The 26,277-nt window shown below is 71.0% G+C and carries 20 protein-coding genes; 9 read left to right on the top strand and 11 right to left on the bottom strand.

The features are described from left to right. Nucleotides 1-223 precede the first annotated feature (223 nt). Nucleotides 224-1,798: a citramalate synthase gene (cimA, locus tag Msi02_RS05090; protein WP_204047289.1), complete on the bottom strand. Its 1,575-nt coding sequence runs from the start codon at nucleotides 1,796-1,798 to the stop codon at nucleotides 224-226. Between the two features lie 273 nt (nucleotides 1,799-2,071). On the opposite strand from cimA, the gene Msi02_RS05085 reads away from it, so the two are divergent. Together Msi02_RS05085 and Msi02_RS05080 are read left to right on the top strand one after the other, a co-directional pair. After that, nucleotides 2,072-2,725 carry an O-methyltransferase gene (locus tag Msi02_RS05085; RefSeq protein ID WP_308441783.1) on the top strand — a complete coding sequence of 218 codons (654 nt, stop codon included), beginning with the start codon at nucleotides 2,072-2,074 and terminating at the stop codon, nucleotides 2,723-2,725. Between the two features lie 194 nt (nucleotides 2,726-2,919). After that, nucleotides 2,920-3,510 carry a hypothetical protein gene (locus Msi02_RS05080; protein ID WP_204047287.1) on the top strand — a complete coding sequence of 197 codons (591 nt, stop codon included), beginning with the start codon at nucleotides 2,920-2,922 and terminating at the stop codon, nucleotides 3,508-3,510. A gap of 34 nt (nucleotides 3,511-3,544) precedes the next feature. Here Msi02_RS05080 and Msi02_RS05075 read toward each other — a convergent pair whose 3' ends face one another. The 4 genes from Msi02_RS05075 to serA all read right to left on the bottom strand — a co-directional run bounded on the left by Msi02_RS05075 (nucleotide 3,545) and on the right by serA (nucleotide 9,211). After that, entirely contained in the window at nucleotides 3,545-4,636 is a 1,092-nt protein-coding gene (locus Msi02_RS05075) for a branched-chain amino acid aminotransferase (protein WP_204047286.1), read from the bottom strand. A 144-nt stretch (nucleotides 4,637-4,780) separates the two neighbouring features. Continuing rightward, complete coding sequence (locus Msi02_RS05070; protein WP_204047285.1) at nucleotides 4,781-5,827, bottom strand: 3-isopropylmalate dehydrogenase; 1,047 nt, start codon at nucleotides 5,825-5,827, stop codon at nucleotides 4,781-4,783. 75 nt (nucleotides 5,828-5,902) lie between these two features. Continuing rightward, nucleotides 5,903-7,111 (bottom strand): ROK family transcriptional regulator, encoded by a 1,209-nt coding sequence (locus tag Msi02_RS05065; RefSeq protein ID WP_204047284.1) that lies wholly within the window; start codon nucleotides 7,109-7,111, stop codon nucleotides 5,903-5,905. A gap of 510 nt (nucleotides 7,112-7,621) precedes the next feature. Then, nucleotides 7,622-9,211 carry a phosphoglycerate dehydrogenase gene (gene serA, locus Msi02_RS05060; protein ID WP_079312789.1) on the bottom strand — a complete coding sequence of 530 codons (1,590 nt, stop codon included), beginning with the start codon at nucleotides 9,209-9,211 and terminating at the stop codon, nucleotides 7,622-7,624. A 383-nt stretch (nucleotides 9,212-9,594) separates the two neighbouring features. On the opposite strand from serA, the gene Msi02_RS05055 reads away from it, so the two are divergent. Together Msi02_RS05055 and Msi02_RS05050 are read left to right on the top strand one after the other, a co-directional pair. Then, nucleotides 9,595-10,482 (top strand): hypothetical protein, encoded by an 888-nt coding sequence (locus tag Msi02_RS05055; protein WP_079312793.1) that lies wholly within the window; start codon nucleotides 9,595-9,597, stop codon nucleotides 10,480-10,482. 139 nt (nucleotides 10,483-10,621) lie between these two features. Then, nucleotides 10,622-12,079, top strand: a complete 1,458-nt coding sequence (locus Msi02_RS05050) for an MFS transporter (RefSeq protein ID WP_239108136.1) — start codon at nucleotides 10,622-10,624, stop codon at nucleotides 12,077-12,079. Here Msi02_RS05050 and Msi02_RS05045 read toward each other — a convergent pair. Next, nucleotides 11,993-13,048: a sigma-70 family RNA polymerase sigma factor gene (locus Msi02_RS05045; RefSeq protein WP_239108135.1), complete on the bottom strand. Its 1,056-nt coding sequence runs from the start codon at nucleotides 13,046-13,048 to the stop codon at nucleotides 11,993-11,995. The genes Msi02_RS05050 and Msi02_RS05045 overlap by 87 nt on opposite strands. Before the next feature lie 89 nt (nucleotides 13,049-13,137). Between Msi02_RS05045 and Msi02_RS05040 the strand changes: the two genes are divergently transcribed. From Msi02_RS05040 to dacB, 4 genes are all read left to right on the top strand, one after another. Beyond that, complete coding sequence (locus Msi02_RS05040) at nucleotides 13,138-13,773, top strand: DinB family protein (RefSeq protein ID WP_204047282.1); 636 nt, start codon at nucleotides 13,138-13,140, stop codon at nucleotides 13,771-13,773. A gap of 171 nt (nucleotides 13,774-13,944) precedes the next feature. After that, the gene (locus tag Msi02_RS05035; protein ID WP_239108134.1) at nucleotides 13,945-14,856 is read left to right on the top strand and encodes a CAP domain-containing protein; all 912 of its coding nucleotides are present in this window, start codon (nucleotides 13,945-13,947) and stop codon (nucleotides 14,854-14,856) included. A 122-nt stretch (nucleotides 14,857-14,978) separates the two neighbouring features. Continuing rightward, the gene (locus Msi02_RS05030) at nucleotides 14,979-15,512 is read left to right on the top strand and encodes an FHA domain-containing protein (protein ID WP_079312803.1); all 534 of its coding nucleotides are present in this window, start codon (nucleotides 14,979-14,981) and stop codon (nucleotides 15,510-15,512) included. An 81-nt stretch (nucleotides 15,513-15,593) separates the two neighbouring features. After that, nucleotides 15,594-17,177 carry a D-alanyl-D-alanine carboxypeptidase/D-alanyl-D-alanine endopeptidase gene (gene dacB, locus Msi02_RS05025; protein ID WP_204047281.1) on the top strand — a complete coding sequence of 528 codons (1,584 nt, stop codon included), beginning with the start codon at nucleotides 15,594-15,596 and terminating at the stop codon, nucleotides 17,175-17,177. A gap of 95 nt (nucleotides 17,178-17,272) precedes the next feature. Here dacB and ilvC read toward each other — a convergent pair whose 3' ends face one another. From ilvC to Msi02_RS05000, 5 genes are all read right to left on the bottom strand, one after another. Further along, nucleotides 17,273-18,265, bottom strand: coding sequence for a ketol-acid reductoisomerase (gene ilvC, locus Msi02_RS05020; RefSeq protein ID WP_079312901.1), 993 nt, complete (start codon nucleotides 18,263-18,265; stop codon nucleotides 17,273-17,275). Nucleotides 18,266-18,322: 57 nt separating this feature from the next. Further along, the gene (gene ilvN, locus Msi02_RS05015; protein WP_030506098.1) at nucleotides 18,323-18,847 is read right to left on the bottom strand and encodes an acetolactate synthase small subunit; all 525 of its coding nucleotides are present in this window, start codon (nucleotides 18,845-18,847) and stop codon (nucleotides 18,323-18,325) included. A gap of 126 nt (nucleotides 18,848-18,973) precedes the next feature. Then, complete coding sequence (locus Msi02_RS05010) at nucleotides 18,974-20,794, bottom strand: acetolactate synthase large subunit (RefSeq protein ID WP_204047279.1); 1,821 nt, start codon at nucleotides 20,792-20,794, stop codon at nucleotides 18,974-18,976. Nucleotides 20,795-21,158: 364 nt separating this feature from the next. Continuing rightward, nucleotides 21,159-23,795, bottom strand: coding sequence for a putative bifunctional diguanylate cyclase/phosphodiesterase (locus Msi02_RS05005; protein WP_239108132.1), 2,637 nt, complete (start codon nucleotides 23,793-23,795; stop codon nucleotides 21,159-21,161). A gap of 300 nt (nucleotides 23,796-24,095) precedes the next feature. Continuing rightward, nucleotides 24,096-25,016: a 2-hydroxyacid dehydrogenase gene (locus Msi02_RS05000; RefSeq protein ID WP_239108131.1), complete on the bottom strand. Its 921-nt coding sequence runs from the start codon at nucleotides 25,014-25,016 to the stop codon at nucleotides 24,096-24,098. A 65-nt stretch (nucleotides 25,017-25,081) separates the two neighbouring features. On the opposite strand from Msi02_RS05000, the gene Msi02_RS04995 reads away from it, so the two are divergent. Beyond that, entirely contained in the window at nucleotides 25,082-26,269 is a 1,188-nt protein-coding gene (locus tag Msi02_RS04995; protein ID WP_204047277.1) for a PQQ-dependent sugar dehydrogenase, read from the top strand. Nucleotides 26,270-26,277 lie beyond the last annotated feature (8 nt).

Here is a 26,277-nt window from a genome sequence, read left to right as displayed (position 1 = left end):
AGTACGGGGTTCGGTGCGCAGATACTTCTTGCCTTCACCCTCCGTTGAGCCAGAGCGGGGCGCTGAGGCCGGAACCGCGGCCGGGGTGGCCGATCGTGGCAAAGACCGCCTCAGGGCTTCGCCTATCTAAGCACCAACTAGACTAAATGTCACTAAAACCGCAGCATCCACGAGCGCAACGTGAGCGCCACTCGTACCACGGCAGGGAGGGCTCAGCGGCTGGTCAGGCGCTGTGCCCGGCCCGCAGCAGGCCGTATGTCACCGCCTGCTCGAGCGCCTGCCAGGACGCCTCGATGACGTTCTCGCCCACCCCGACCGTGGCCCACTCGCCGGTCGCGTCGCTCGACGTGATGAGCACTCGGGTCACCGCGTCCGTGCCGTGCGTGCCCTCCAGGATCCGGACCTTGAAGTCGATCAGCTCGACCCCGGCCAGCTCGGGGTAGAGCTTCTCCAGCGCCAGCCGCACCGCCCTGTCGAGCGCGTTGACCGGGCCGTTCCCCTCGCCGGTCGCGATGATCCGCTCGCCCTTCGCGTGGAGCTTGACGGTCGCCTCGCTGACCACGTCGCCGCCGGGGCGGCGCTCGACGATCACCCGCCACGACTCGACCGTGAAGTAACGCCGGTGCTCGCCGTCGACCGTGTCGCGCAGCAGCAGCTCGAACGACGCGTCAGCGGCCTCGAACGTGTGCCCCCTGGCCTCCAGCTCCTTGACCCGCTCGACCAGCAGCCTGGACTGCTCGCCGGTGAGCTCGTAGCCCAGCTCACGGCCCTTCAGCTCGACCGAGGCGCGGCCGGCCATGTCGGAGACCAGCATGCGCATGTCGTTGCCGACCTCGGCGGGGTCGATGTGCTGGTAGAGGTTCGGGTCCACCTTGATCGCCGACGCGTGCAGGCCCGCCTTGTGCGCGAAGGCCGACGTCCCGACGTACGGCTGGTGGGAGTTCGGCGTGACGTTGGTGACCTCGGTGATCGCGTGGGCGATGCGGGTCATCTCGCGCAGCGACTGCGGCGGCACGAGGTCGAATCCCCGCTTGAGCTGGAGGTTCGCCACCACCGTGAACAGGTTGGCGTTGCCGGAGCGCTCGCCGTACCCGTTGGCGCAGCCCTGCACGTGCGTGGCGCCGGCCTTCACCGCGGCCAGCGTGTTGGCGACCGCGCAGCCGGTGTCGTCGTGGCAGTGGATGCCGATGCGGGCCCCGGTGCCGGCCGCCTCGTACACCACGTCGGCCAGCTCGTCGGGGAGCATGCCGCCGTTGGTGTCGCACAGCGCGACCACCGACGCCCCGGCCTCCGCGGCCGTGCGCAGCACCTCCAGCGCGTACGCGGGATTGGAGCGGTAGCCGTCGAAGAAGTGCTCGGCGTCGAGGAAGACGCGCTGGCCCTCCGCGGTCAGGTGGGAGACCGTGTCGCGGATCATCGCGAGGTTCTCCTCCAGCGTGGTGCGGAGGGCCAGTTCCACGTGGCGGTCGTGGCTCTTCGCCACGAGCGTCACGATCGGCGCGCCGGATTCGCGCAGCGCGGCCACCAGGGGGTCGTCGGCGGCCTTCACGCCCGCCCGGCGGGTCGCGCCGAACGCGGCGAGCTGCGCGTGCTTCAGGTCGAGCTCGGTCCGAGCCCGCCGGAAGAACTCGGTGTCCTTGGGGTTCGCACCCGGCCAGCCGCCCTCGATGAAGCCGACGCCGAGGCCGTCCAGGTGACGTGCGATGGCCAGCTTGTCGGCGACCGTGAGGTTCAGCCCCTCCTGCTGGGCGCCATCGCGGAGCGTCGTGTCGTACACGTGGAAACGATCGTCGGCCATCTCTGTGTCTCCTTCGCGGGGTTGCGTCTCGCCGCGCGCTTATCGGCCCCAACCGGAAAGGTCGCTCAAACAAAAAGACCCCTCACGGACGTGAGAGGTCTGCGCGCCGGCGATGTCCTTCAGCCGGCGCGCCTGCCGATAATGAGCAGACCGTAGTACATGGTGCTGAGCAGTTTGCCACAGCCGGTCACCCTCTGGCACATCGATCTCATAGTACGAGATATCGGAGAGTGTTCACGCAGGTCAGGAGGGTCGACATCTAGTGTGATGACCATGAAGGCTGCCAATTTCATCGAACCGGCCGTCGCCGCGTACGCCGCGGCGCACACGAGCCCGCCCGACGACCTGCTCGCCGGCCTGGCGGAGGAGACCCACCGGCTGGTGGGCGACCGGATCAGCATGCAGATCGCGCCGGAGCAGGGCACCCTGCTCACCATGCTGGTCCGGCTCAGCGGCGCCCGGCGGGCGGTCGAGGTCGGGACCTTCACCGGCTACTCGTCGATCTGCATCGCCAGGGGCCTGCCCGCCGACGGGCGCCCGATCGCCTGCGACGTGAGCGAGGACTGGACGGCGGTGGCCCGCCGCTACTGGGAGAAGGCGGGCCTCGACGACCGCATCGACCTGCGCCTCGGCCCGGCCGCGGACACGCTGCGGGCCATGCCGCCGGGCGAGGTCTTCGACTTCGCCTTCATCGACGCCGACAAGGCGGGCTACCCGGTCTACTACGAGGAGATCCTGCCCCGGCTGAGGTCCGGCGGCCTGATCGCCGTGGACAACACGCTCCAGCACGGCGACATCACCGATCCCGCCGCCGGAGGCAACGTGCCCGCGATGCGGGAGTTCAACGACCTCGTGGCACGCGACTCCCGGGTGACGAGCGTGCTCCTGACCGTCGCCGACGGGCTCACTCTGATCAGGAAGAACTGAACTCCGGGTCTCAATGGACGTACGGCAATGATGGGGTAATAACCCGCCATTGAGGCGCGGGACACACGATCGGCGCCCCCTCGGTGAGTACGCTCGCGAAGCGATTCGCATCAGCGGATCGCTTTGCCCGGGGCTCGTCTTTATCACGCAGCGTCTGATGCAACCAGGCGTCTGATCCGAACAGGGGGCGGCGAATGACTTGTCGGCGCGGCGGCGGGGTGTTTCTCACCGGCAGGATCGCCGGTCTCCTTCTCGCCGGAACTTCGGCTTCGACCGCGTTCATCACCGGCGTCGCCCCGCTCGGGGCCGCCGCGGACAACGGGCACGGCCGCGCCGATCGCGCGGAGCGCAACGTCGCGACCAGCCAGGGGCGGGACCCGCGGGACCGGCCCGGGGACAAGCTCTCGGTATCCGGGGCCACGCGCAACCACGGCTACCAGCACACGTCCACCAACACCGCGGGCGGCTCCTCGAACGTGCAGAACGCGCTGTGCCGGCGCTCCCGGGTCTGCAACATCACCCAGCACGTGACCGTCGCCGGCCCGCGTGTGACCGTGACCCCGGCGCCCAGGGCCACTCCGGTGCCCACGGTCACCGTCACGGTGACCGCGACACCCGCGCCGTCTCCCGCCGCACTCCCGGTCGCCGCGCCGGCGCCGTGCCCGGCCCCGCGGCCCCTGATCGGGATCGACGGCAGGGCCGGCGAGGGTACCGCCCTGCTCGAAGGGCTGCTGTCGCTGTCGGTCCTCGCGACGGGCACGGCCTGCCCTGGCGCGTCCGGCTGACTCTGCCCGAGGGCAGGCCCTGCCTGCCCGGCCGTCAGCAGATCTTGTGGATCCAGTGGTGGGCGTCGGGGCGGCTGCCGTACTGGATGCCCACGAGCTCCTCGCGGATCTTCATCGTGACCGGCCCGGGGGTGCCGTCGCCGACGGTCCAGGCCCGGTCGACGCCCTTCACCGAGCCGACGGGGGTGACGACGGCGGCGGTGCCGCAGGCGAAGACCTCGGTGAGCTCGCCGGACTCGCAGCCCGCCTGCCACTCCTCGATGGAGATCTTGCCCTCCTCGACCGTGTAACCGAGTTCGCCGGCGAGGCTGAGGATCGAGTCACGGGTGATGCCGGGCAGCAGCGTCCCGGTGAGCGCCGGGGTGACGAGGCGGTCGCCGAAGACGAAGAACAGGTTCATCCCGCCCATCTCCTCGACCCACCGGTGCTCGAAGGCGTCGAGCCACACGACCTGGTCGCAGCCCTCCTCGACGGCCTGCCGCTGGGCCACGAACGCCGCCGCGTAGTTGCCGCCGCACTTGGCGAAGCCCGTGCCGCCGGGGGCCGCGCGGGTGTACTCGGTGGACAGCCAGACCGAGACCGGCTTGAGGCCGCCGGTGAAGTACGACGCGGCGGGCGAGGCGATCACCATGTACTTGTAGCTGCGCGAGGGGTGGTTCACCCCGAGGGCGGGCTGCGTGGCGATCATGAAGGGCCGCAGGTAGAGGCTGTGGCCCTCCGTGGGCGGCACCCAGTCGCGGTCGGACTGCACGAGGAGTTCGAGCGACTCGACGAACGCCTCCTCGGGAAGCTCGGGCATCGCCATCCGCAGTGCCGACTGGTTGAACCGCGCGGCGTTCGCGTACGGCCGGAAGGCGACGATCGAGCCGTTCGACTGCCGGTAGGCCTTGAGCCCCTCGAACAGCTCCTGGCCGTAGTGGAACACCGACGTGGCGGGGTCGAGGACGAGCGGGCCGTACGGCTGGAGCTTCGCGTCGTGCCAGCCCTCCCCCTCGGTCCAGTCGATGGAGATCATGTGGTCGGTGAAGACCTGACCGAAGCCGGGGTTCGCCAGCACCTGCTCACGCTCGGCCGCACTGCGGGCCTGCGGGTTGAGCTGCACGTCGAACCTGAGGTGGGTGGTCATGGCGAGGTCCTTCTCTCTTCGTCGTCGTAGTAATTGTGCGACGAGTCGGCTAAGGGAAAACTAGGGCATTTGGCAGGTATGAAAAAGCGCATGGCGGCCCATACCGGGCCGCCATGCGCGTGATGTCGGGATGAGCGGCCGGGATCAGCCGGCTACTCGGGCGGCGATGTCGTCGCCGATCTCGCGGGTGGAGCGCGCCGCCCACGCGCTCTGGCGCTCGATCAGGTCGTCGGCCACGGCCTGCTCGACGCGGGCCGACGCCTCGGCGTGGCCGAGGTGGTCGAGGAGCATGGCGACCGACAGGATCGTGGCGGTCGGGTCGGCCTTGCCCTGGCCCGCGATGTCCGGCGCGCTGCCGTGGACGGGCTCGAACATGGACGGCGCCGTGCGGGCCGGGTTGACGTTGCCGCTGGCCGCCAGGCCGATGCCGCCGGCGACCGCAGCGCCGATGTCGGTCAGGATGTCGCCGAACAGGTTGTCGGTGACGATCACGTCGAACCGCTGCGGCTGCGTGATGAAGAACATGGAGGCCGCGTCGACGTGGCAGTAGTCGGTCTCGACCTCGGGGAACTCCAGGCTGAGCCGGTCGACGGTGCGCGCCCACAGGTCGCCCGCGTACGTCAGCACGTTGGTCTTGTGGACCAGCGTCAGCTTGCGGCGCGGCCGGCTCAGGGCCTTCTCGAAGGCGTAGCGCACGACGCGCTCGACGCCGTAGGCCGTGTTCAGGGACTCCTGCGTGGCGATCTCGTGCGGCGTGCCGCGGCGCATCACGCCACCGGCGCCTGCGTACGGCCCCTCGGTGCCCTCACGGACGACGATCATGTCGATGTCCTCGGGGCGGGCCTGGCCGAGCGGGGTCGTCACGCCGGGGAACAGCTTGACCGGGCGGAGGTTCACGTAGTGGTCGAGCTCGAAGCGCAGGCGCAGCAAAAGGTCGCGCTCCAGGACGCCGGGCGGCACGCTCGGGTCGCCGACGGCGCCCAGCAGGATCGCGTCGTAGCCGCGCAGCTCGTCGAGCACCTCGTCGGGAAGCGTCTGCCCGGTCGCGTGGTAGCGCTTGGCACCGAGATCGTACTCGGTGGTCTCGGACTTGACGCCCGCGGCGTTGAGGACCTTGAGGCCTTCGGCGACGACCTCGGTGCCGATACCGTCACCGGGGATCACTGCCAGGCGGATGTTGCTCGACTCCATGCGTGTACCTTACCGGTTGTCTCGGAGATCGAAACACGATCTCACCATTCGGTCCATACCGGGCGTACGTGCCCGTCAGGCGGGTCCCGCCGCGACGGCACGCTCGAACACGAGGTCGCGCGCCGTCGACAGCCCGACCGCCAGCGCCCCGAGGATCACGGCGTCCGGCCCGAGCGTGGACACCTCGATCCGCGGCGGCGTGAGGGCCACCAGCGTCTCCAGCCGCTCCGCCACCGGTCCGGCGAGCAGGTCGCCGGCCTGTGCGCCGATGCCGCCGCCGAGCACGACCAGTTCGGGATCGAGCACGGCGATCACCCCGGCGAGGGCCCGGGCGACGTGGCCGGCCTCGGTAGCCACGACCTTGCGCGCGACCGCGTCGCCACCGCGCGCGGCGTCGAAGACCTCCTTGGCCGTGGCCGCCGTCATGCCGAGACGCGCCGCCGCCGCGACGACGCCGTCGGCGGACGCGACCGACTCGAACTCGCCGCGCCTTCGGTCCAAGCCCGGGCCGCCCTCGCCCTCGGGCAGGCCCACCGGCAGGTACGAGATCTCGCCGGCCGCTCCCCGGGCGCCCCGGTAGAGACCGCCGTCGATGACCACGCCCATGCCGACGCCCGTCCCGATGGACACGAGGACGAAGTGGGAGACCCCCTTGCCCAGGCCGTAGGCGCCCTCCCCCACCGCCGCGAGGTCGACGTCGTTCTCCACCGTGTACGGCGAGCCCGTCACGCCGGCCAGCGCGTCCACCGCGCCCGGACGTTCCCAGCCGGGCAGGTTCGGCGCGAGCCGGAGCGCCCCGCTCTCCTTGTCGTGGATTCCGGGGGTGCCGAACACGGTGACGGTGACGTCGCCGGGCTCGAGACCGGCCTCGGCGACGACCTCGGCCGCCATCCGCACCAGTTGCTCCAGCAGGCCGTCGTACGACCGCGCCGAGGAGGGCTCCTGCCTGCGGACGACGATGTCGCCCACGAGGTCGGCGAGGGCGAGCCGCACGGTGGTGCGGCCGATGTCGGCGGCGAGCACCCAGCCCGCCTCCGGCCTGATCTCGTAGAGCAGCGCGGCACGGCCGGTGCCGCCAGTGCGCAGCCCGACCGGGCGGACGAGCCTGGCACGCTCCAGGTCGGCCAGCGCCATCGAGATCGTCGGCTTCGACAGTCCGGTCACCTGGGCGAGTTCGGGGCGCGAGGCCTTGCCGAGGCGGAAGATCTCGGTGAACACCACCCGCTGGTTGATCGACCGGAGCAGGCTGGTCGTGTTCGCGGCCCCACCGCCGATGCTCACCACGCACTCAAGATTGGCACATCCGGAGGGTGGCCGGTCCCGCCGACGTCGGCCAGGTCAGCGCTGCGGTACGCCCCCGTTGTCGCGGCGGTCGAGCGCGATCTGCAGCGCCGCGGCCGCCTCGTCCTCAGCGTCCTCGGCACGGCCCCAGGGATACATGTCGTACATGGCGATTCTCACTTCGACGGAGGAATGCTGAGAACGGATCCGCCGGTCGCGGATCCGGAACGCCGGCCGCCGATGGAACGCGGATCACGCGTCACGGGCGAGCCGAAGGCCGTCGGCGCGTCGCTCCGCGACGGGCTGGCCTGCCCTGATCAGGCCCCGTCGCGGCAGGTAGAAGTGCGGGGCGCCTCGTCATCGCAAGAGTACCCCACAATCTCGTAGGACGACCTAGTATATCACTTGGTGAGACGCGGTCCACGGGACGGAAAACGCCGCACCAGACCATGGAGAACGCGAACGGCCCGGCGCGCGGGGCGCCGGGCCGTCCGATGAGCGGATGCCGGAGTGTCAGTCCTCCAGGTCGACCGTACGGCCGCTGTCGGCGCCGATCTCCGCCGCGATCTGCTCGACGACGTCGGACGGGATCGCCGTGTCGACCGTCAGCGCGATGAGCGCCTTGCCGCCCTTCACGTCCCGGGAGACCTGCATGGAGGCGATGTTCACGTTGTGCTCGCCGAGCAGGCGGCCGACGATGCCGACGATGCCGGGGCGGTCGGCGTAGGTGAAGAACGCCAGGTGCTCGGTCGGCTCGATCTCCATCGCGTAGCCGTTGACCTCGACGATCTTGGTGATCTGCCGCGGGCCGGACAGGGTGCCGGAGACCGAGACCGTGCGGCCGTCGGCGAGCACGCCGCGCACCGTGATGACGTTGCGCCAGTCGGGGCTCTCCGCGCTGGTGACCAGCTCGACCACGACCCCGCGGTCCTTGGCCAGCAGCGGCGCGTTGACGTAGGTCACCGCGTCCTCGACGACGTCGGTGAAGACGCCCTTGAGCGCGGCCAGTTCCAGGACCCGGACGTCCTGGGCGGAGATCTCGCCGCGGACCTCGACGTCCAGGCGGGTGGCCACCTCGCCCGCGAGCGCGGTGAAGATGCGGCCCAGCTTCTCGGTGAGCGGCAGGCCCGGCTTGACGTCCTCGGCGACCGCGCCGCCCTGGACGTTCACCGCGTCGGGCACGAACTCGCCGGCGAGCGCCAGCTTCACGCTGCGGGCGACCTGCGTGCCGGCCTTCTCCTGGGCCTCGTGGGTGGAGGCGCCGAGGTGCGGCGTCACCACGACCTGGTCGAACTCGAACAGCGGGCTGTCGGTGCAGGGCTCCTTGGCGAACACGTCGATGCCCGCGCCGGCGACACGGCCCTCCTTGAGGGCGGAGTAGAGGGCGTTCTCGTCGATGATCCCGCCGCGGGCGACGTTGATCAGCCGGACGGTCGGCTTGACCATGTGCAGCTCGCGGTCGCCGATGAGGCCGATGGTCTCCTTCGACTTCGGCAGGTGGACCGTGATGAAGTCGGCCTGCTGGAGCACCTCCTCCAGCGACGCCAGCCGCACGCCCATCGCCGCCGCGCGGGCCGGCTGCAGGTAGGGGTCGTACGCGATGATCTCGACGCCGAACGGCTGCAGGCGCTGCGCGACGAGCTGGCCGATCTTGCCGAGGCCGAGGATGCCGACGACCTTCTCGTCGAGCTCGACACCGGTGTACTTCGAGCGCTTCCACTCGCCGTCCTTGAGCGCGGAGTGCGCCTGGGCGACGTTGCGGGCGCTGGCGAGGATCAGCGCGACCGTGTGCTCGGCGGCGCTGGTGATGTTGGAGGTCGGGGCGTTCACGACCATGACGCCGGCCTTGGTCGCGGCCTCGACGTCGACGTTGTCGAGGCCCACACCGGCTCGGGCGACGACGCGCAGCTTGGGCGCCGCCGCGATGGCCTCCGCGTCCACCTGGGTGGCGCTGCGTACGATCAGGGCGTCCACGTCGGCGAGGGCGGGCAGCAGCTGCGACCGGTCGGCGCCGTCGGTGTGCCGGACCTCGAAATCCGCGCCGAGCACGGCGAGACCCGCTTCTGAGAGCTCTTCTGCGACAAGTACGACGGGCTTGTTCACTGGGTTGAGTCCTTCGTGAAGTGCGACAGCGCGGACGACGTGAGTCTATCCGCGCCTTGTGAAAGCTCTCACGAGCGCCCGGCATGCGAGACACCCAAGGTCTCGGCGGTGTCGCGACGGCACGACGACCCGGTCTCGGATTCTCGATCCGCGCCGCTTCGGCGCCGTTCCCGCGGCGTGTCGTCCGGAGGGTGCGGCGTGTCGTCCTGAAGGTTCGGATGGGACCTGCGGGGTTCATGAGACTCGCTCATGTACGCGCCCAGCCGGTCGGTGTACCCCACCTACGCGTGATCCATACGGACTGCCACCCATCTCGGTATTGATCGCACCTAATCTTCGGGATTAGCCTGATTCGCCATGGTCCAGTCCCTATCGTTCAGGCTATGAGCATCGGGAACCCCTCCCTGGGCGACGTTCTCGCGCGGCATGGCAGCCCCCGGCAACTCCTGGCGGCTCTCGCGGAGTGGGGCATCCTGGTGGCGGTCCGCCCCGACCGCTCCGTGGTGCTCGGCACGACGCAGAACGGCGAACGCGTTCTGCTGGGCTACACGGGGCCGGCGACCTACGCCCGGCACCGTGGCAGCCACTCGCTGTCGGCGTGCGACGCCGACACCATCCTCGACATCCAGCGCGTCACGGGCGTGCGCGAGATCGTGATCGACGCGGCCGGTCCCGCTGCCGCCGCCGTGCCGATCGACGACCTGCGGCGTCATCTGGAGCAGACCCGCACCGGTCCCGCTCCCGCGCTGTCGGCCATGGGCTCGGCCGCCCCCACGGCGTACGCCACGGGTGCGATGGCGACCGTGACCCGCGCGCAGGCCACGCGGCAGGCTCCCCCGCCGCCCGTGCCCGCCCCGGTTCCGGCCGCGCCCTCCGCACTTCCGTCGCAGTGGGTTCCGGCCCCCCGCCAGCACCTGTCGGGGGCGATGCAGGTCGTGGACCCCGGCTACCGCAGGACGCGTCATCCGATCCTGCCGGCGCTGCGGGTGGCGGTCGCCGAACTGCTGCCGGAGTATCCCTACGTCCACCACGTCTGGATCTCCGAAGCGCGGACGGCCGCCGGGCTGTGGGGGATCATGCTGCACGTCAAGGTGCACACCCTCGCCGCCGACGACATCGTCAAGGAACTGCACCGGCGGGTGCGCGCCCGGCTGCCGCAGTTGGCGGCCAGCGAGGCCCCGGTGCTCATGGCCCGGATCGCCGACGCGCACACCGAACGCCGCCTGATCGAGGTCGGCGCGCACGTCGTCTGCCCCGACGTGCGCGACTGAGCCGGAACCCCGTCGTCGATCTCCGCCGGCGTCGTCCGGCGGAGATCGGCAAGACAGAGATCGACGAGACATCGCGCAGCCGCCGAACCGTTGCCGGAGACCGCTTCCGAACGGACGCTTGCTCGGCTTGAATGTCGCCATGGTTTCCACGGCGGCGACGCCCTCCCCGTCGAAGGTCTCCCTCGGGGTTCGCCTCGGGTACGCCGTCGGCTCGTTCTGTACGGCCAACTTCTCCACGATCCCCGGGCTGCTGCTGCTCTTCTACATGACGAACGTGCTCGCGGTGCCGGCCGCGTTCGCGGGCGTCGTGCTCTTCCTGCCCAAGGCCTGGGACCTGATCGCCAACACCCTGGTCGGCCGGTGGTCGGACCGCACGGTCTCACGCTGGGGACCGCGCCGGCCCTGGCTGCTCGCCGGCGCCCTCGTGCTGCCGGTGTCGTTCGCCCTCATGTTCGCCGGGCCGCCGCTCACCGGCGTGCCCGCCGCCCTGTACGTGGGGGTCACCTTCCTGGCCGCCGCGACCGGATACGCCCTCTACGAGGTGCCGTACAAGGCGATGCCCGCGGAGATGACCACGGACTACCACGAGCGGACCTCGCTGCTGCAGTGGCGCATGGTCCTCATCGCGGTCGGGATCGCGATGAGCGGCATCCTCGCCCCGATGATCGCCGGCGAGACGGCCGACGGATATCGCACCATGGGCATCGCCTTCGGCGCGATCCTGCTCGTCGCGATGCTGGGCTCGTTCTTCGGCACCGCCCGCGCCCCCTTCACCGGCCAGCAGAAATCCGAGGGGACGCTGCGGGAGCAGCTCGCCGCCGCCCGCACGAGCAAACAGTTCCTGTGGCTGCTCGGACTCAGCTCCGCGCAGACGCTCGGGGCCGGCGTGATGCTCGCCGGGGCGCCCTACTTCGCCGCCTACTCGCTCGACGACACCTCCGCCACCACCACGCTCTTCGCGGCGCTCGTGGGGCCGATGCTGGTCACGATGCCGCTGTGGGTGTGGCTGGCCCGCAAGCTCGACAAGCGCGGCGCGATGATCCTGTCCGGCACGCTGTTCACGGCCGGCGCGCTGCTGATCCTCGCGACGCCCGCGCTCGGCGAGCTGTACGCGCACCTGTGCGTGATGATCGTGGGCGTCGGCTACGCGGGCCTGCAACTGCTGCAGTTCTCCATGCTCGCCGACGTCATCGCGTACGACGGCGCGGTGAGCGGCGAGCGCAGGGGCGGGATCTTCACCGGTCTGTGGACCGCGGTGGAGAACGCGGTGGCGGCGCTCGGGGCGACCGCGTACGGGTGGGTGCTGGGCGTGGGAGGCTTCGTCTCCTCCGATCCCGAGCATCCGGTGACCCAATCGGACAGCGCCCACGTCGCCGTGATGATCGGCGTGACCGTGGTGCCCGCCCTGATCACGTTCGCGGGCGTGCTGATGACGCTCAAATACAACCTGACCGCCGACCGCCTCGCCGCCGTCGGCGGCGCGGACGGGACCGGACCCGCGCCCACGGCCTCAGCGACCGCCGTCTCCGGTGGTGCGGACGGCGGGAAGGACGGCGGGCAGCCCGAAGCCGGCGAAGTGCTCCGCGCCGAGGAATGAGGCGATCTCGCAGATCCGCTCGTCCCGCAGGGTCAGCACGGTGATCGACCAGGCGGCGTGCGGGAGGGCGGCGCCCTCCCCGACGTAGAAGGCCACGGCCGGCTGGCCGTTCGCGCCGGTCAGGACATACCGCCAGCTCGGGCAGCGGGTGAGCGGCACCTGTACGGCGAAGTCGGCGACCGCCGCGATGCCGCGATACCAGTGCGGCAGCGGCGGCATCGACCAGGTGACGTCGTCGGTGAGCAGCGCGATCAGGGCGTCGGCGTCCCCGCGTTCGAGAGCGGACGCGAATCCGACCGCGATCTCCCGCACCCGGGGGTCGCCGATCGTGCGCGGCGCCCGCTGCCGGTCGAGGGAGGGCGCCTTCTCCGCGAGGATCCTGCGGGCCCGCGCCAGAGCCGAGTTCACGGAGGCGGACGAGGTCTTCATCATCGCGGCGATCTCGGCGGCGGAGAAGCCGAGCACCTCGAAGAGCAGCAGCGCCGCGCGCTGGTTGCCGGGCAGGTGCTGCAGAGCGGCGACGAAGGCGAGCTCCACGGCCTCGCGCCGCTCGTAGCGCCCCGCCGGGCCGTCCGTCGGGCCGGCGTCGGGATAGGGGCCCAGCCAGGCCACGTCGCCGAGCGGACCCTGCCCGTCCACGACCGCGCGCTCGCTCGACGGGCCCAGGTCCATCGGCAGCATCCGCCTGCCCCGGCTCTCCGCGAGGTCGAGGCAGGCGTGGGTGGTCACGGCGTACAGCCACGTGCGCAGCGAGGAGCGGCCCTCGAAGCGGGCGAGGCCCCGCCAGGCCCGCAGCAGAGCGTCCTGGAGGGCGTCGTCTGCGTCGTGGACCGAGCCGAGCATGCGGTAGCAGTGGGCGTGCAGCTCCGGGCGCAGCGGCCGGACCAGCCTGGTGAACGCGGCCTCGTCCCCGTCTCGCGCCCGCGCCAGGTCGCCGTCCGCCGCCGTCGGGGAAAAAGCCTCACCCACGAGCGACGATTCTGCCTCACATCGGGAGTCTCCCCTCCCGGGGAGCACGACCGGCTCCCGACCGTTCGTTCCCGAACAGGAGACACGCCATGATCACTGAGGCGGATCTGAAGGCCGACCTGCGCCGCTATCTGCAGGACGCTCGAGACGCCCTGCTGTGGAAGCTGGACGGACTCTCGGAATACGACGTCCGCCGCCCGTTGACGCCGACGGGCACCAACCTGCTGGGGCTGGTCAAGCATCTGGCCGGCGTCGAGCTGCTGTATCTGGGGTTCGTGTTCGGCCGTCACTTCGACGAGCCCGTGCCCTGGTTCCGTCCCGATCTCGGGCCCGCCGCCTTCGCCAGGAACGCGGACATGTGGGCCACCGCCGAGGAGTCCCGCGAGTACGTCACCGGGGTGTACCGGCGCGCCTGGGGACACGCGGACGCCACGATCGCGGAGCTGCCACTGGAGTCGGCCGCCGACATCGTGTGGTGGCCGGAGGAGCACCGGCGGGCGACCCTGCACCGCGTGCTGGTCCACATGATCGCCGAAACCCACCGGCACGCCGGCCACGCCGACATCGTCCGCGAGTCGATCGACGGCGCCGCCGGATACCGGGTCGGCGACGTGATGACGGCCGGCGATCCGTCCTGGTGGGAGAGCTACCACGAGGAACTGGAACGCGTGGCGCGGGGGGCCGCGAACGACCTTAAGCGCCCCTCAAGGCGATCCCCTCGCTGATCACGCGCCTGACCTGCGGATTATCGGACATTTAGGGCTTTGCGCAGCCTAAGGCATGTTTAAGAGAAGGTAGATACTTTCGGGATTGGACCGATTTATCACCACATGTCGGTCTCTGGCGCACCATAATGACGACTTCCCCAGCGTCTAACCCCCACTGGAGGAATGATCGTGAACAGAGCGCTCGGAGCGGTCCTGTGCCTCGGGAGCGTCGCGGCCGTCGGCATGGCGGCCGGACCCGCTCAGGCCGAGGCCCAGCACGCGGGCTGCCGGGTCGCCGCCGCGAAGCCCTACGTCACCGTGGACGGCAAGATCCGCGCGGCGGGCTCGCGGGCCGGTTGCGTCGACAACGCCCGTTTCCGGGTCCGGATCGTGAAGAGCACGCCGGGCCCCGACCGCGTCGTGAAGAGCGGCTCCAAGGTGGTCAGGAACGCCCGCGTCGTCGTCGCCCTGACCTGCGCGGACGGTGCCTACTACAGCGTCGTCACCGACTACCGCGGCCACCTGTCGCGGTCGAGGCCGGTGCGCCTCGACTGCGACATCCCCACCCCCGTCCCCACCTCCACCTCTTCCCCAAGCCCCACCGGCATCCCCACGACGAGCCCCTCCGCGGTCCCGAGCACGGCCCCCAGCGCGAGCCCCTCCGCGAGCGCCGCCGTCTCCACCGCTCCCAGCGCCTCTCCCACGAGCGGCTCGGCCGTGGGCACCGACATCGAGAACGAGGTCGTGCGCCTCACCAACGTCGAGCGGGCGAAGGCGGGCTGCGGCCCGCTCAAGCACGACGCGCGCCTGCGCGCCGCCGCGTACGCCCACTCGGCCGACATGTCCGCCAAGAACTACTTCGACCACACCTCGAAGGACGGCCGCTCCTTCTCCGACCGCATCACGGCCGCCGGGTACACCTGGCGGGCGGCGGCGGAGAACATCGCCAAGGGCTACGGCACGGCCCAGGCGGTGGTCCAGGGCTGGATGAACAGCCCCGGCCACCGGCAGAACATCCTCAACTGCAACTACACCGACATCGGGGTCGGGTACGTCGCCGCCGGCGGCCCGTACTGGACCCAGGACTTCGGCCGGCAGTAGAGACCGCCGGTCCGGCACGGAGCGGGGACGCCACGCCCGGCGGCCCCGCTCCCACGCCGGGATTGGCGGGGAATACGGCGGTCTTCTGGACACCTCGGACCACTGCGGCGGATACTCCAATCATGAGCTCTCCCCCGGTTCGCGCCTCGGACGGGGACCGCGAGCGCGCGCTCAGCGAGCTCCGCGACCGGGCCGCCGAAGGACGCCTGTCCATGGAGACCTTCGTCGGCCGGGTGGACCTGGCGCTTCGTGCTCGCAGCCGCAACGAGCTGGACGAGCTGGTCGCCGACCTCCCACACCGCGGGCGCTGGCGCAGAAGGATCACCGACGCGGTCGCCTCTGTGTCGGAGCTGAGCAGCCGGATCGAGTCCGCCTGGCGGCGTCCCCGGCTGCCCCGGCTCGCCCTGCCCGCCGACGGCCGGGCCCGCTACCTGGTCGGCCGCGGCTCCTCCTGCGACCTCGTCCTCGCCGACCTGACCGTCTCGCGGGTGCACGCCGAGCTGCGGCGCGAGCACGACTCCTGGCTCCTCGTCGACCTCGGCTCGATGAACGGCACCCGGCTGAACGGCTGGCGCCTGGTCGGGCCCGCGGCCGTACGGGCCGGCGACGAGGTGGCCTTCGGCGACTGCGTGTTCCTGGTCTCGATGCCGGCCTGATCGCTATACGTACATTTCCGTATTGATGCCCCGGCACGGCTCACCGACGATCGCGGAAAGCCACTCACCCGGGAGCGGACTGTGCGGTTGTCACGACGTATCACGATCATGCTGGCCGGTGCCGTTCTGGCCACCGGGATCGCGGGCTCCGGCGTTCCCGCCGGGGCGCGGGACCCGGCCCCCGGCGTCGCGGACCTGACCCGCGACCTCGACCAGATCCTCGCCGACTCCCGGCTGGCCCCCGCGCGGGCGGGCGTCGCCGTGCGGGTCGCGGCCACCGGCGAGGACCTCTACTCCCTCGACGCGGACAAGCTGTTCGCCCCCGCCTCCAACACCAAGCTGCTCACCTCGGCCGCCGCCCTCGACACGCTGGGCACCGGCTTCCGGTTCACGACCGACGTGCTCGCCGCGTCCAGGGTGGGCCACACGGTCGCCGGGGACCTCACGCTGCGGGGCACGGGCGACCCCACCATGCTCGCCGCCGACTACGACGCGCTCGCCGCCGAGGTCGCGGCGGCCGGGGTCAAGGTCGTCACGGGACGGCTGGTCGCCGACGACACCTGGTTCGACGATGTACGGCTCGGCACCGACTGGGCCTGGGACGACGAGCCGTACTACTACGCCGGGCAGATCTCCGCGCTGACCGCGTCGCCCGACACCGACTACGACGCGGGCTCGGTGATCGTCTCGGTCGCGCCCGGAGACGGCCCCGGCAAGGCCGCCAAGGTGTCCACCACGCCGGCGACCGGATACGTGAAGATCGTGAACAGGGCCGTCACCGGCGACGAGACGGACGTGCTCGTCGAGCGGCAGCACGGCACCAACACCGTCGTGGTCACCGGCACGGTCTCCGAGCCGTACGACGAGTGGGTCGCGGTGTGGGACCCCACGCTCTACGCGGCCACCCTGTTCCGGGAGGGGCTGACCCGGCACGGCGTGAAGGTGCTCGGGCCGACCGTGCGCGGGACCGCCCCGGCCAAGACGGCCACGGTCGCCTCACGCCAGTCGATGACCCTCGGCGACCTGCTCGTGCCGTTCCTGAAGCTGAGCAACAACATGCACGCGGAGATCCTCACCAAGACGATGGGACGCAAGGTCTCCGGCACGGGGACGTGGGCGGCCGGACTCGCCGTGACGACCGCGTTCGCGCAGGCGAACGGCGTCAAGACGCTGCGGCTGCGGGACGGCTCCGGCCTGTCCCGGGTGGACGCCCTGACGCCGGCCGGAATCACGGCCCTGCTCGCGGCGGTGCGCGGCAAGCCCTGGTTCCCCACCTGGTACGCCGCCCTGCCGATCGCGGGAGAGGCGGACCGGATGGTCGGCGGCACGCTGCGCAGCAGGATGGGCGGCACGCCGGCGGCCGGGAACGTGCACGCCAAGACCGGCTCGCTGACCGGCGTGACCGCGCTGTCGGGCTACGTGACCAGCGCGGACGGCGAGCCGCTGGTCTTCTCGGTCATCAGCAACGGCTACCTGTCCGGAGCGCCGCGGGACCTGGAGGACCGCGTCGCCGTCAGGCTGGCCCAGTTCACCAGGAAGGCCGCGGTGGACGAGACGGCGGCCGCCCGCAGCGTGACTCCCGGGTCGCCGCCGCAGGAGGCCGCCGAACCGGCTCCTTCCGCCGGAGACCTCGAGTGCTCCTGGCTCAAGCCCGCCCAGTGCTGATCCCTCTCGCCCTGGTGTCCTGAAACGCGACGCGGCGCCGCTCCCCACCTCGTCGGCGGGGCGCGGCGCCGCGGTCACGCAGCGGTTCGCGAACCTCAGGCCTGCTCGCCCTTGAGCCAGCTCATCATCGGGCGGAGCTTGCCGCCGGTCTGCTCGATCGAGTGGCCCGCCAGCTCCTCGCGGTAGCGCTTGAAGTTGGTCTGGCCGGAGTCGAACTCCTCGACCAGCTCGCGGGCGAAGCGGCCGTCCTGGATCTCGTCCAGGATGCGGCGCATCTCCTTCTTGGTCTCCTCGTTGACCACGCGCGGGCCACGGGTGTAGCCGCCGTACTCGGCGGTGTCGGACACCGACCAGTACATCTTGGAGATGCCGCCCTCGTACATCAGGTCCACGATCAGCTTCATCTCGTGGAGGCACTCGAAGTAGGCGACCTCCGGCTGGTAGCCGGCCTCGATCAGGGTCTCGAACCCGGCCTTGATCAGCTCGGAGACGCCGCCGCACAGCACGGCCTGCTCGCCGAACAGGTCGGTCTCGGTCTCCTCGGTGAAGGTCGTCTTCAGCGCGCCGGCGCGGGTGCCGCCGATGCCCTTGGCGTACGACAGCACGAGCGGCCAGGCGTTGCCGGTGGCGTCACGCTCGACGGCGACCAGACAGGGCACGCCGCGACCGGCGGAGTACTGACGGCGGACGAGGTGACCCGGGCCCTTCGGCGCCACCATGGCCACGTCGACGCCCGCCGGGGCCTCGATGAGCCCGTAGCGGATGTTGAGGCCGTGGCCGAAGAACAGCGCGTCGCCCTCGACGAGGTTCGGCGCGACGTGCTCGGCGTACAGGTGCCGCTGGATGTGGTCCGGCGCGAGGATCATCGTGAGGTCGGCCTCTTCGACGGCCTCGCCCGGCGACAGCACGCGCAGGCCGTCGGCCTCGGCCTTCTCCCGGCTCTTGGAGCCCTCGGGCAGACCGACCCGGACGTCCACACCGGAGTCACGCAGGCTCAGCGCGTGCGCGTGGCCCTGGCTGCCGTAACCCAGCACCGCGACGTGGCGGCCCTGGATGATCGACAGGTCGGCGTCGTCGTCGTAGAAGATCTCAGTCACTTGCTTGCCTTTCACGGGTTGTCCGTCGCGACGTGCCTGCCATAGGAGCTATGCGCTGCGGTCGAGGGCGCGAAGCGAGCGGTCGGTGATGGAACGGGCGCCGCGGCCGATGGCCACCATGCCCGACTGCACGAGCTCCTTGATGCCGTACGGCTCAAGGACCCGGACGAACGCCTCCAGCTTGTCGGTCGTCCCGGTGACCTCGATCGTGACCGCGTCCGGGGCCACGTCAACGCAGCGTGCCCGGAAGAGGTTCACGAGTTCGAGGACGTGCGACCGGCTCTCGGAGTCGGTCCGCACCTTGATCAACATCAGCTCGCGCTGCACCGACTGGCTGTTGTCGAGCTCGACGATCTTGATGACGTTGACCAGCTTGTTGAGCTGCTTGGTGACCTGCTCCAGCGGGAGGTCCTCCACGTTGACGACGATGGTCATCCGCGAGATGTCGTCGTGCTCCGTGGGCCCGACCGCCAGCGAGTCGATGTTGAACCCGCGGCGGCTGAACAGGGCGGCGACCCGGGCCAGCACGCCCGGCTTGTTCTCCACCAGGACGGACAGCGTGTGGCGGCTCATGCCATCTCCTCGCCTTCGGCTCGGAGCGGCATTCGCCAGGCGCTGTGCTTGCTGATTCGCTCGCTGCGCTCGCTCATGCCATCTCCTCGCACTGCTGGTCGTGATCGGGTCGGGCCGGGGCGGGGCTCATTCTCCACCCTCCCAGTTCGGCGCCATGTCGCGGGCGTACTTGATGTCGTCGTTGCTGGTGCCGGCGGCCACCATCGGCCAGACCATCGCGTCCTGGTGCACGACGAAGTCGACCACCACCGGCACGTCGTTGATCTCCATGGCCTTGCGGATCGTCTCGTCCACGTCCTCCGGACGCTCACACCGCAGGCCGACACAACCGTACGCCTCGGCGAGCTTCACGAAGTCGGGAATCCGCTTGACCCGCTGGAGGTCGGTGTTGGAGTACCGCTCGTCGTAGAACAGCGTCTGCCACTGGCGGACCATGCCGAGGTTGCCGTTGTTGATGACCGCCACCTTGATCGGCACACCCTCGATCGCGCAGGTCGCCAGCTCCTGGTTGGTCATCTGGAAACAACCGTCACCGTCGATCGCCCACACGACCTTGTCCGGGCAGCCCATCTTGGCGCCCATGGCGGCCGGGACGGAAAAGCCCATCGTGCCCGCACCGCCGGAGTTGATGAACGTCCCCGGGTGCTCGTACTTGATGAACTGCGCGGCCCACATCTGGTGCTGGCCGACGCCCGCGGTGTAGATCGCCTCCGGGCCCACCAGCGCGCTCAGCCGCTCGATCACGTACTGCGGGGCCAGCGACCCGTCGGCGAACTCCTCGTACCCCAGCGGGTAGGTCTCCTTGTAGCCGTTGAGGATCCGCCACCACTCGGTGTAGTCGCCCTTGCGGCCGTCGGCCTGCTCGGCCCGCACCGCCGTGATCAGATCCCCGATCACCTCGCGGCAGTCGCCCACGATCGGCACATCCGCGTGCCGGTTCTTGGAGATCTCGGCCGGGTCGATGTCGGCGTGGATCACCTTCGCGTTCGGCGCGAAGCTGGACAGCTCACCGGTGACCCGGTCGTCGAAGCGGGTGCCGAGCGCGATCAGCAGGTCCGAGCGCTGCAGCGCGCCGACCGCGGCCACGCTGCCGTGCATGCCGGGCATGCCCATGTGCTGGGGGTGGCTGTCGGGGAAGGTGCCCCGCGCCATCAGCGTGGTGACCACCGGGATGCCGGTCAGCTCGGCCAGCTCCAGCAGCTCGGCCGAGGCCCGCGCCTTGTGCACGCCGCCGCCGACGTAGAACACCGGGCGCTTCGCCTCGGTCATCAGCCGGGCCGCCTCGCGGATCTGCTTGGAGTGCGGCCGGGTCACCGGACGGTAGCCGGGCAGCTGCATGACCGGCGGCCAGGAGAAGGTGGTCGTGGCCTGCAGGGCGTCCTTGGAGATGTCCACCAGGACCGGTCCCGGGCGCCCGGTGGAGGCGACGTGGAACGCCTCGGCGATGGTCCGCGGGATGTCATCGGCGTTGGTGACCAGGAAGTTGTGCTTGGTGATCGGCATCGTGATGCCGGAGATGTCGGCCTCCTGGAAGGCGTCGGTCCCGATCAGCGGCGAGGCCACCTGCCCGGTGATCGCGACGATCGGCACCGAGTCCATGTAGGCGTCGGCGATCGGGGTGACCAGGTTGGTCGCTCCCGGGCCGCTGGTGGCCATGCACACCCCGACTCTGCCGGTCGCCTGCGCGTACCCCTCGGCCGCGTGGCCGGCGCCCTGCTCGTGCCGTACAAGCACGTGCCGGACCTTGGTCGAGTCGTAGAGGGGATCGTAGGCGGGGAGAATGGCCCCGCCGGGGATCCCGAACACCGTGTCGACCCCGACCTGCTCCAGCGCCCGCACGAGGGCCTGGGCACCTGTCATTTTCTCGGTCATCGGCTCGTTCCTTGTGGCTGAGCTTGCTTGTGGCTGGGCTGCTTGGCGTGACTCCTGGCATAAAAAATGCCCCATCCGCTGGGCGGAGCTGGGGCGCGCGCAGGACCGAGTGCTTCGTCAGGCTGCGCGCCTGCGAAGTACTACGAGGATCCCACCGCTATGCATGGCTACAACGATGTCCGATGGAGCGCCTCCACGTCAAATCATCTGGGACGCCCGTCTCGCCATCCAAGACACCCACAACGGACTCCCAGGTTATGCCACCCGGCGCCCCTCCAGCGCCCCGGGACACCGAGCGAGCCGGATGGGCGCGCCGCCGGTCTGGACTGAGGAGCGCGCGGGAGCGAAGCGACCAAGCGCGACGAGGAAGTGCCCATGGCGCGCCTCCGGCACGACCCGGCGGATCTAAGCGCCCATACGAGCGACGCGGGGAACGCGGCTAAGCCGTGTTCTGGAGGGTGGTCGTGGGCATCAGGGAGTCGACGCCGCGTGCGGTCATGGGGCGGGCCACCAGATAGCCCTGGCCGCGTGTGCAGCCCATCTTGCGCAGCAGGTCGAGTTGCTCGGGACGCTCGATGCCCTCGGCGACGACGATCAGGCCGAGGTCGTTGCCGAGTTGCACGATCGTCTTCGTCAGCAGGGTCAGCGTGTCGTCGCGGCCGAGCCCGGAGACGAACGACGGGTCGATCTTGATCATGTCGACCGGCAGCTGGCGCAGGAACGCGAGCGACGCGTAGCCGGTGCCGAAGTCGTCGATGGCCAGCCGTACGCCGAGGGTCCTCAGCTCCGAGAGCCTGCTGATCATCTCCCCGGCGTCCTCGACCAGCATCTCCTCGATGACCTCGAGGGTCAGCGCGCTGGCCGGCAGCCCGCTCTCGCTCAGCGCCTCCGCCACGGTCTCCACGAAGCGCGGGGCCATGATCTGCCGTGCGGACAGGTTGAGCGCCAGCCCGATGTCCCAGGACGACGCGCGCCAGGCCGCCACCTCGCGGCACGCCTCGCGCAGGATCCACTCGCTGAGCGGCACGATGATCCCGGTGTCCTCGGCGGGCCCGAGGAACTGCTCCGGCGGCACGAACGTGCTGCCCCGCCACCAGCGCACCAGCGCCTCGACGGCGGTCACCCGCGACGTGGCCAGGTCGACCACGGGCTGGTACTCGATCGCGAACTGGTTCTCCAGCAGCGCCCGCTGCAGGTCGGAGGCTATCTCCAGGCGGCGCAGGACGTCGGCGTGCATGTGGGTGGCGAAGACCTCCACCCGCCGCCCGCCGAGTTCCTTTGCCCGCGACATCGCCACGTCGGCGTTGCGCAGCAGGTCACCGGGAGGCAGGTCCTCCTCGGCGAACGCGACGCCGACGCTGGCCGTCAGCGCGACGTCCCGGTCCGCGACCCGGAACGGCTCGTTCGAGACCGCGCGTACGAGCCGCTCGGCCAGGTCGATGGCGGTCTGCGCGTCGGCTCCGCCGGACGCGCCGCCCTCAAGCAGCACCGCGAACTCGTCCCCGCCCCACCGGGCGAGCGTGTCGTCGGCCCGTACGGCCGAGCGCAGGCGGCGGGCGGCCTGGCCGAGCAGGTGGTCGCCGCTGGCGTGGCCGACGGAGTCGTTGACGGAGGTGAAGCCGTCGAGGTCCAGGAAGATCACCGCGGTCCCGCCGGCACCGCGGCGGCTGAGCACGTCCCTGGCGCGTTCCTCGAAGTAGGCCCGGTTGGGCAGCCCGGTGACCCCGTCGTGGAAGGTCAGGTGGGTGACCTGGTTGCGCAGGGCCACCTGGTCGCTGAGGTCGCGGATCGTGACCAGGACGAGGTCGTCGTCGCGTACGTGCCGGGCGGCGACCGACTCGGTGGGACGCCAGGTGCCGTCGGAGGCGCGGAACCGGCAGGAGATGCGGGTGCCGCCCTCCTGCCCGGGCCCGTCGTCCTCGTCCGTCATGCGGTCGAGCAGAGCCTGTACGGCCGGCAGGTCCTCGGGGTGGATGTAGTCGAAGATCGGCCGGCAGGCGAGGTCCTCGGGGCGGTAGCCGTACGTCGTCTCGAGGCCTGGACCCACCTCCTGGATGACGCCGCCGGGGTCGCACACGAGCACGACGTCGCCGGTGTTCTCGGCGAGCCTGCGCAGTTGCTGCTCGCCGACGTCGACGAGGCGGCGCATGCCCGCGGTCTCGACCAGGAGCACGAACAGCCGGCCGAGCAGGACGAGAACGACCGAGGAGGCCACGACGACCAGGGCGGCGTCGCGGCTGCTCCCGATCGCGTACAGGGTGGCGACCAGCGTGGCGGCGGCGACCAGCACGAGCGGGGTGGCGGCCGTCAGCGCGGCGGGCAGCGGCCTGGCCGGCCGGTCCTCCTGTACCCACGGGGCGACGGCGAGGACCAGCAGCATGGCCGGGACGACGAGCCCCGCCGCGAGCGGCGGGGTGTCGCCGTCGAGACGGGCGAGGGCCGTGGCCATCTCCGCCACGGTTATCGCGGTGAGCACCCCTACGCCGGTGAGCCCGACCACCCGGTTGCCCGACCGGGACGCCGCCACGGCCGGTGTCACCGCGCACGTCGCGAGCAGGCAGACCAGGGGCAGCGCGAGCGCGACGAAGAACGCTCCGGTGTCCTCCGCCTTCCTGAACGCCGGGCCGAGCACGGCGACCCAGGCCACGGTGAAGACCGACGCCGCGCCCAGGTAGGCGTCGGCCGCCTGACGTATCACCCCGCGCGTGAACGCGGGTGGTTTCACGGACAGGCCGCAGCCGATCGCGAGCAGCACCGACCCGACGAGCAGGAGCAGGTCGGCGAACGTGAGCACGAACGGCGTGCCGTCGGCCACGGGACGTACGCCGACGCCGAGGAGCCAGGTCAGCGACCCGGCGGCCATCCACCGCCACGCGCCCGGCTGGCGCCGGTGGGCCGGGACGACGCGGGAGGCGGCCATGATCAGCGAGATGGCCGCGAGCAGGCCGGTGACGACCCCCGCGATCGCGGTCACGACCGGCGCCGAGCCTCCGGTGACCAGGGCCACGACGACCGCCACCGCGCCGAGCCCGGCCGCGGTGGTGAGTGGGACCCGGGGGTCACGCCTGACTTTCACGCGCGTCGCCTCTGCACCTGTCGCCGCTTCACCGCCGGCCGTCGTGTCCTCCGGGGTTTCGGTGGAGGCCGGAGTCGCATAAGCGTCGCCGGGTTCGGTGGGGTGTGTCGTCACTGCCCCTCCCGTTCTCGACTCGGCTTTACTCTCCCTGTCACATGGCCAGTGTGCGCACTGCCGCTGATCGAGAGGGGGACAACGAGCGAGTCGTCACCGATCTGATAACCAGCCGCGCACGCTGAGCTTCACCGTACGCACCCCAGGTCACGAGGCAGCCACGTTCCGGAATCCTTAATGGAGCGGTCAGTAATGCCCGGTGATCATGTTATCGAGTGGACGGCCCGTCAGATGACGGATGACCTGTTCCCGCACCAGCCTCCGTGTACGCCGTACGGACGCGGGCGTGCTGCCGGCGACGTGCGGGGTGATGAACACCCCCGGCGCGGTCCAGAGCGGGTGATCGGACGGCAGCGGTTCGACGGGGGTGACGTCGAGCGCCGCCCGCAGCCTGCCCGCCCGCAACTCGGCGAGCAGCGCGTCCATGTCCACGACCGACCCGCGCGCGGCGTTCACCAGCAGCGCGCCGTCCTTCATCCGGGCGAGGAACCGGGCGTCCACCAGACCGGCCGTCCCGGCCGTGGCGGGCACCAGCAGCACGACCACGTCCGCGGCGGGCAGCAGCGCCGGCAGTTCGTCCTGTCCGTGGACGTTGTCCCTGGCCGTGCGCGCCACCCGGACGATGTCCACCTCGAATCCGGCCAGACGCCGTTCGAGCGCCTCGCCGATCGAGCCGTACCCGACGATCAGCACGGTGGAGTCGGCGAGGACGCCGGTGTGGTGGTAGGTCCACTCGCGTCTGGCCTGGGCGGCCGCGAAACCGGGGAACTCCCGCAGCATCGCGATCATCGCGCCCACCGCCCACTCGGCCGTGCCCGCGTCGTGGACGCCCCGCGCGTTGCACAGGACCGCCTTCGGCGGCACGTGCGGCAGGTAGGGCTCGACCCCCGCGGTCACGGTCTGCAGCAGGCGGAGGTTCGTCATGCGGCCCAGAAGGCCGGGGATGTCCGGCACCGGGACCAGCGGCGGCACCCAGATCTCCACCTCCTCGGGCGGGCCGGGCGGCGGCGTCTTCCCGTCGTACACGGCGCAGTCGAGGGCAGGGAGCCCTTCGGGCAGTTCCGTGAGCGCGTCGGCGATGTCCTGTGATGCGACCCAGATCTTCACGAGGAACAACCTAGGGAACCATCGCCCCCGCCAGCGAGTATGGGTAGGTGAGGAGGTCATCGGGGATGGCGAACAGGCATGGCGTGGGCGCGGCGCTCCTGGGTGCGGCCCTTCTGACGGCGACCGTGGCGTGCGCGCCGGGGCAGGAGGGCGGGGGCAGGACTCCCCCGCCGCTGCCCGCCGCGAGCGACGTCACCGGCACCGCCGCGAGTGCCCCTGCGAGTGCCGGCGCGGGCGCGACTCCGGGCACGGCTTCGGGCACGGCTTCGGGCAACGGTGAGACGAACGTCACGCCGGCCGCGCCGCGCACGCTGGTCACCGGTCTCGCGGTGCCTTGGGCGATCGCGTTCCTGCCCGGCGGCGACGCGCTGGTGACCGAGCGCGAGTCGGCGCGGCTGCTGCGGGTCACGCCGCGCGGCGAGGTCCACGAGGTCGCCGTGATCCAGGGCGTGTCCGCGAGCGGCGAGGGCGGCCTGCTGGGTGTGGCCGTATCGCCCCGCTACGCCACCGACCACCTCGTCTTCGTCTACTTCACGGCAGAGCACGACAACCGGATCGTCCGCTACCGCTACGACGGGCGGCTCTCCGACCACCGGGTGATCGTCACCGGCATCCCGAAGGGGGCCATCCACAACGGGGGCCGCCTCGCCTTCGGCCCCGACGGCTACCTGTACGCCTCGACGGGGGAGACCGGCGAACGCGGCATGGCCCAGGACAGGAACTCGCTGGGCGGCAAGATCCTGCGCATGACGGCCGACGGCCGGCCCGCCCCGGGCAACCCCTTCGGCACCCTCGTGTGGACCTACGGGCACCGCAACGTGCAGGGCCTGGCCTGGGACGACCGGGGGCGCATGTACGCCACCGAGTTCGGCCAGAACACCTATGACGAGATCAACCTCATCGAGAAGGGCCGCAACTACGGCTGGCCGGAGGTCGAGGGGGTGGGCCACCGGCCCGGATACACCGACCCGCTGCTCACCTGGTCGACCGCCGAGGCGTCGCCGTCCGGCCTCGCGTACGCCCGGGGGGCGCTGTGGGCCGCGGCGCTGCGCGGCGAGCGCCTGTGGCGCGTGCCGGTGGACGCCTCGGGCCGCGTCGGCCGTCCCACCGCCCTGTACACGGGCGAGTACGGCAGGCTGCGCGCTGTGGCCACCGCGCCCGACGGCACGTTGTGGGTGAGCACCAGCAACCGGGACGGGCGCGGAACCCCCAGGGACGGCGACGATCGGATCCTGGTGGTGCGGCCCTCCTGATCAGCGCC

This window comes from Microbispora siamensis, assembly GCF_016863095.1.
GTDB lineage: Bacteria > Actinomycetota > Actinomycetes > Streptosporangiales > Streptosporangiaceae > Microbispora > Microbispora siamensis.
The sequence above is the reverse complement of the archived record's forward strand: the minus strand, read 5'-3'. Positions and strand labels throughout refer to the sequence as shown.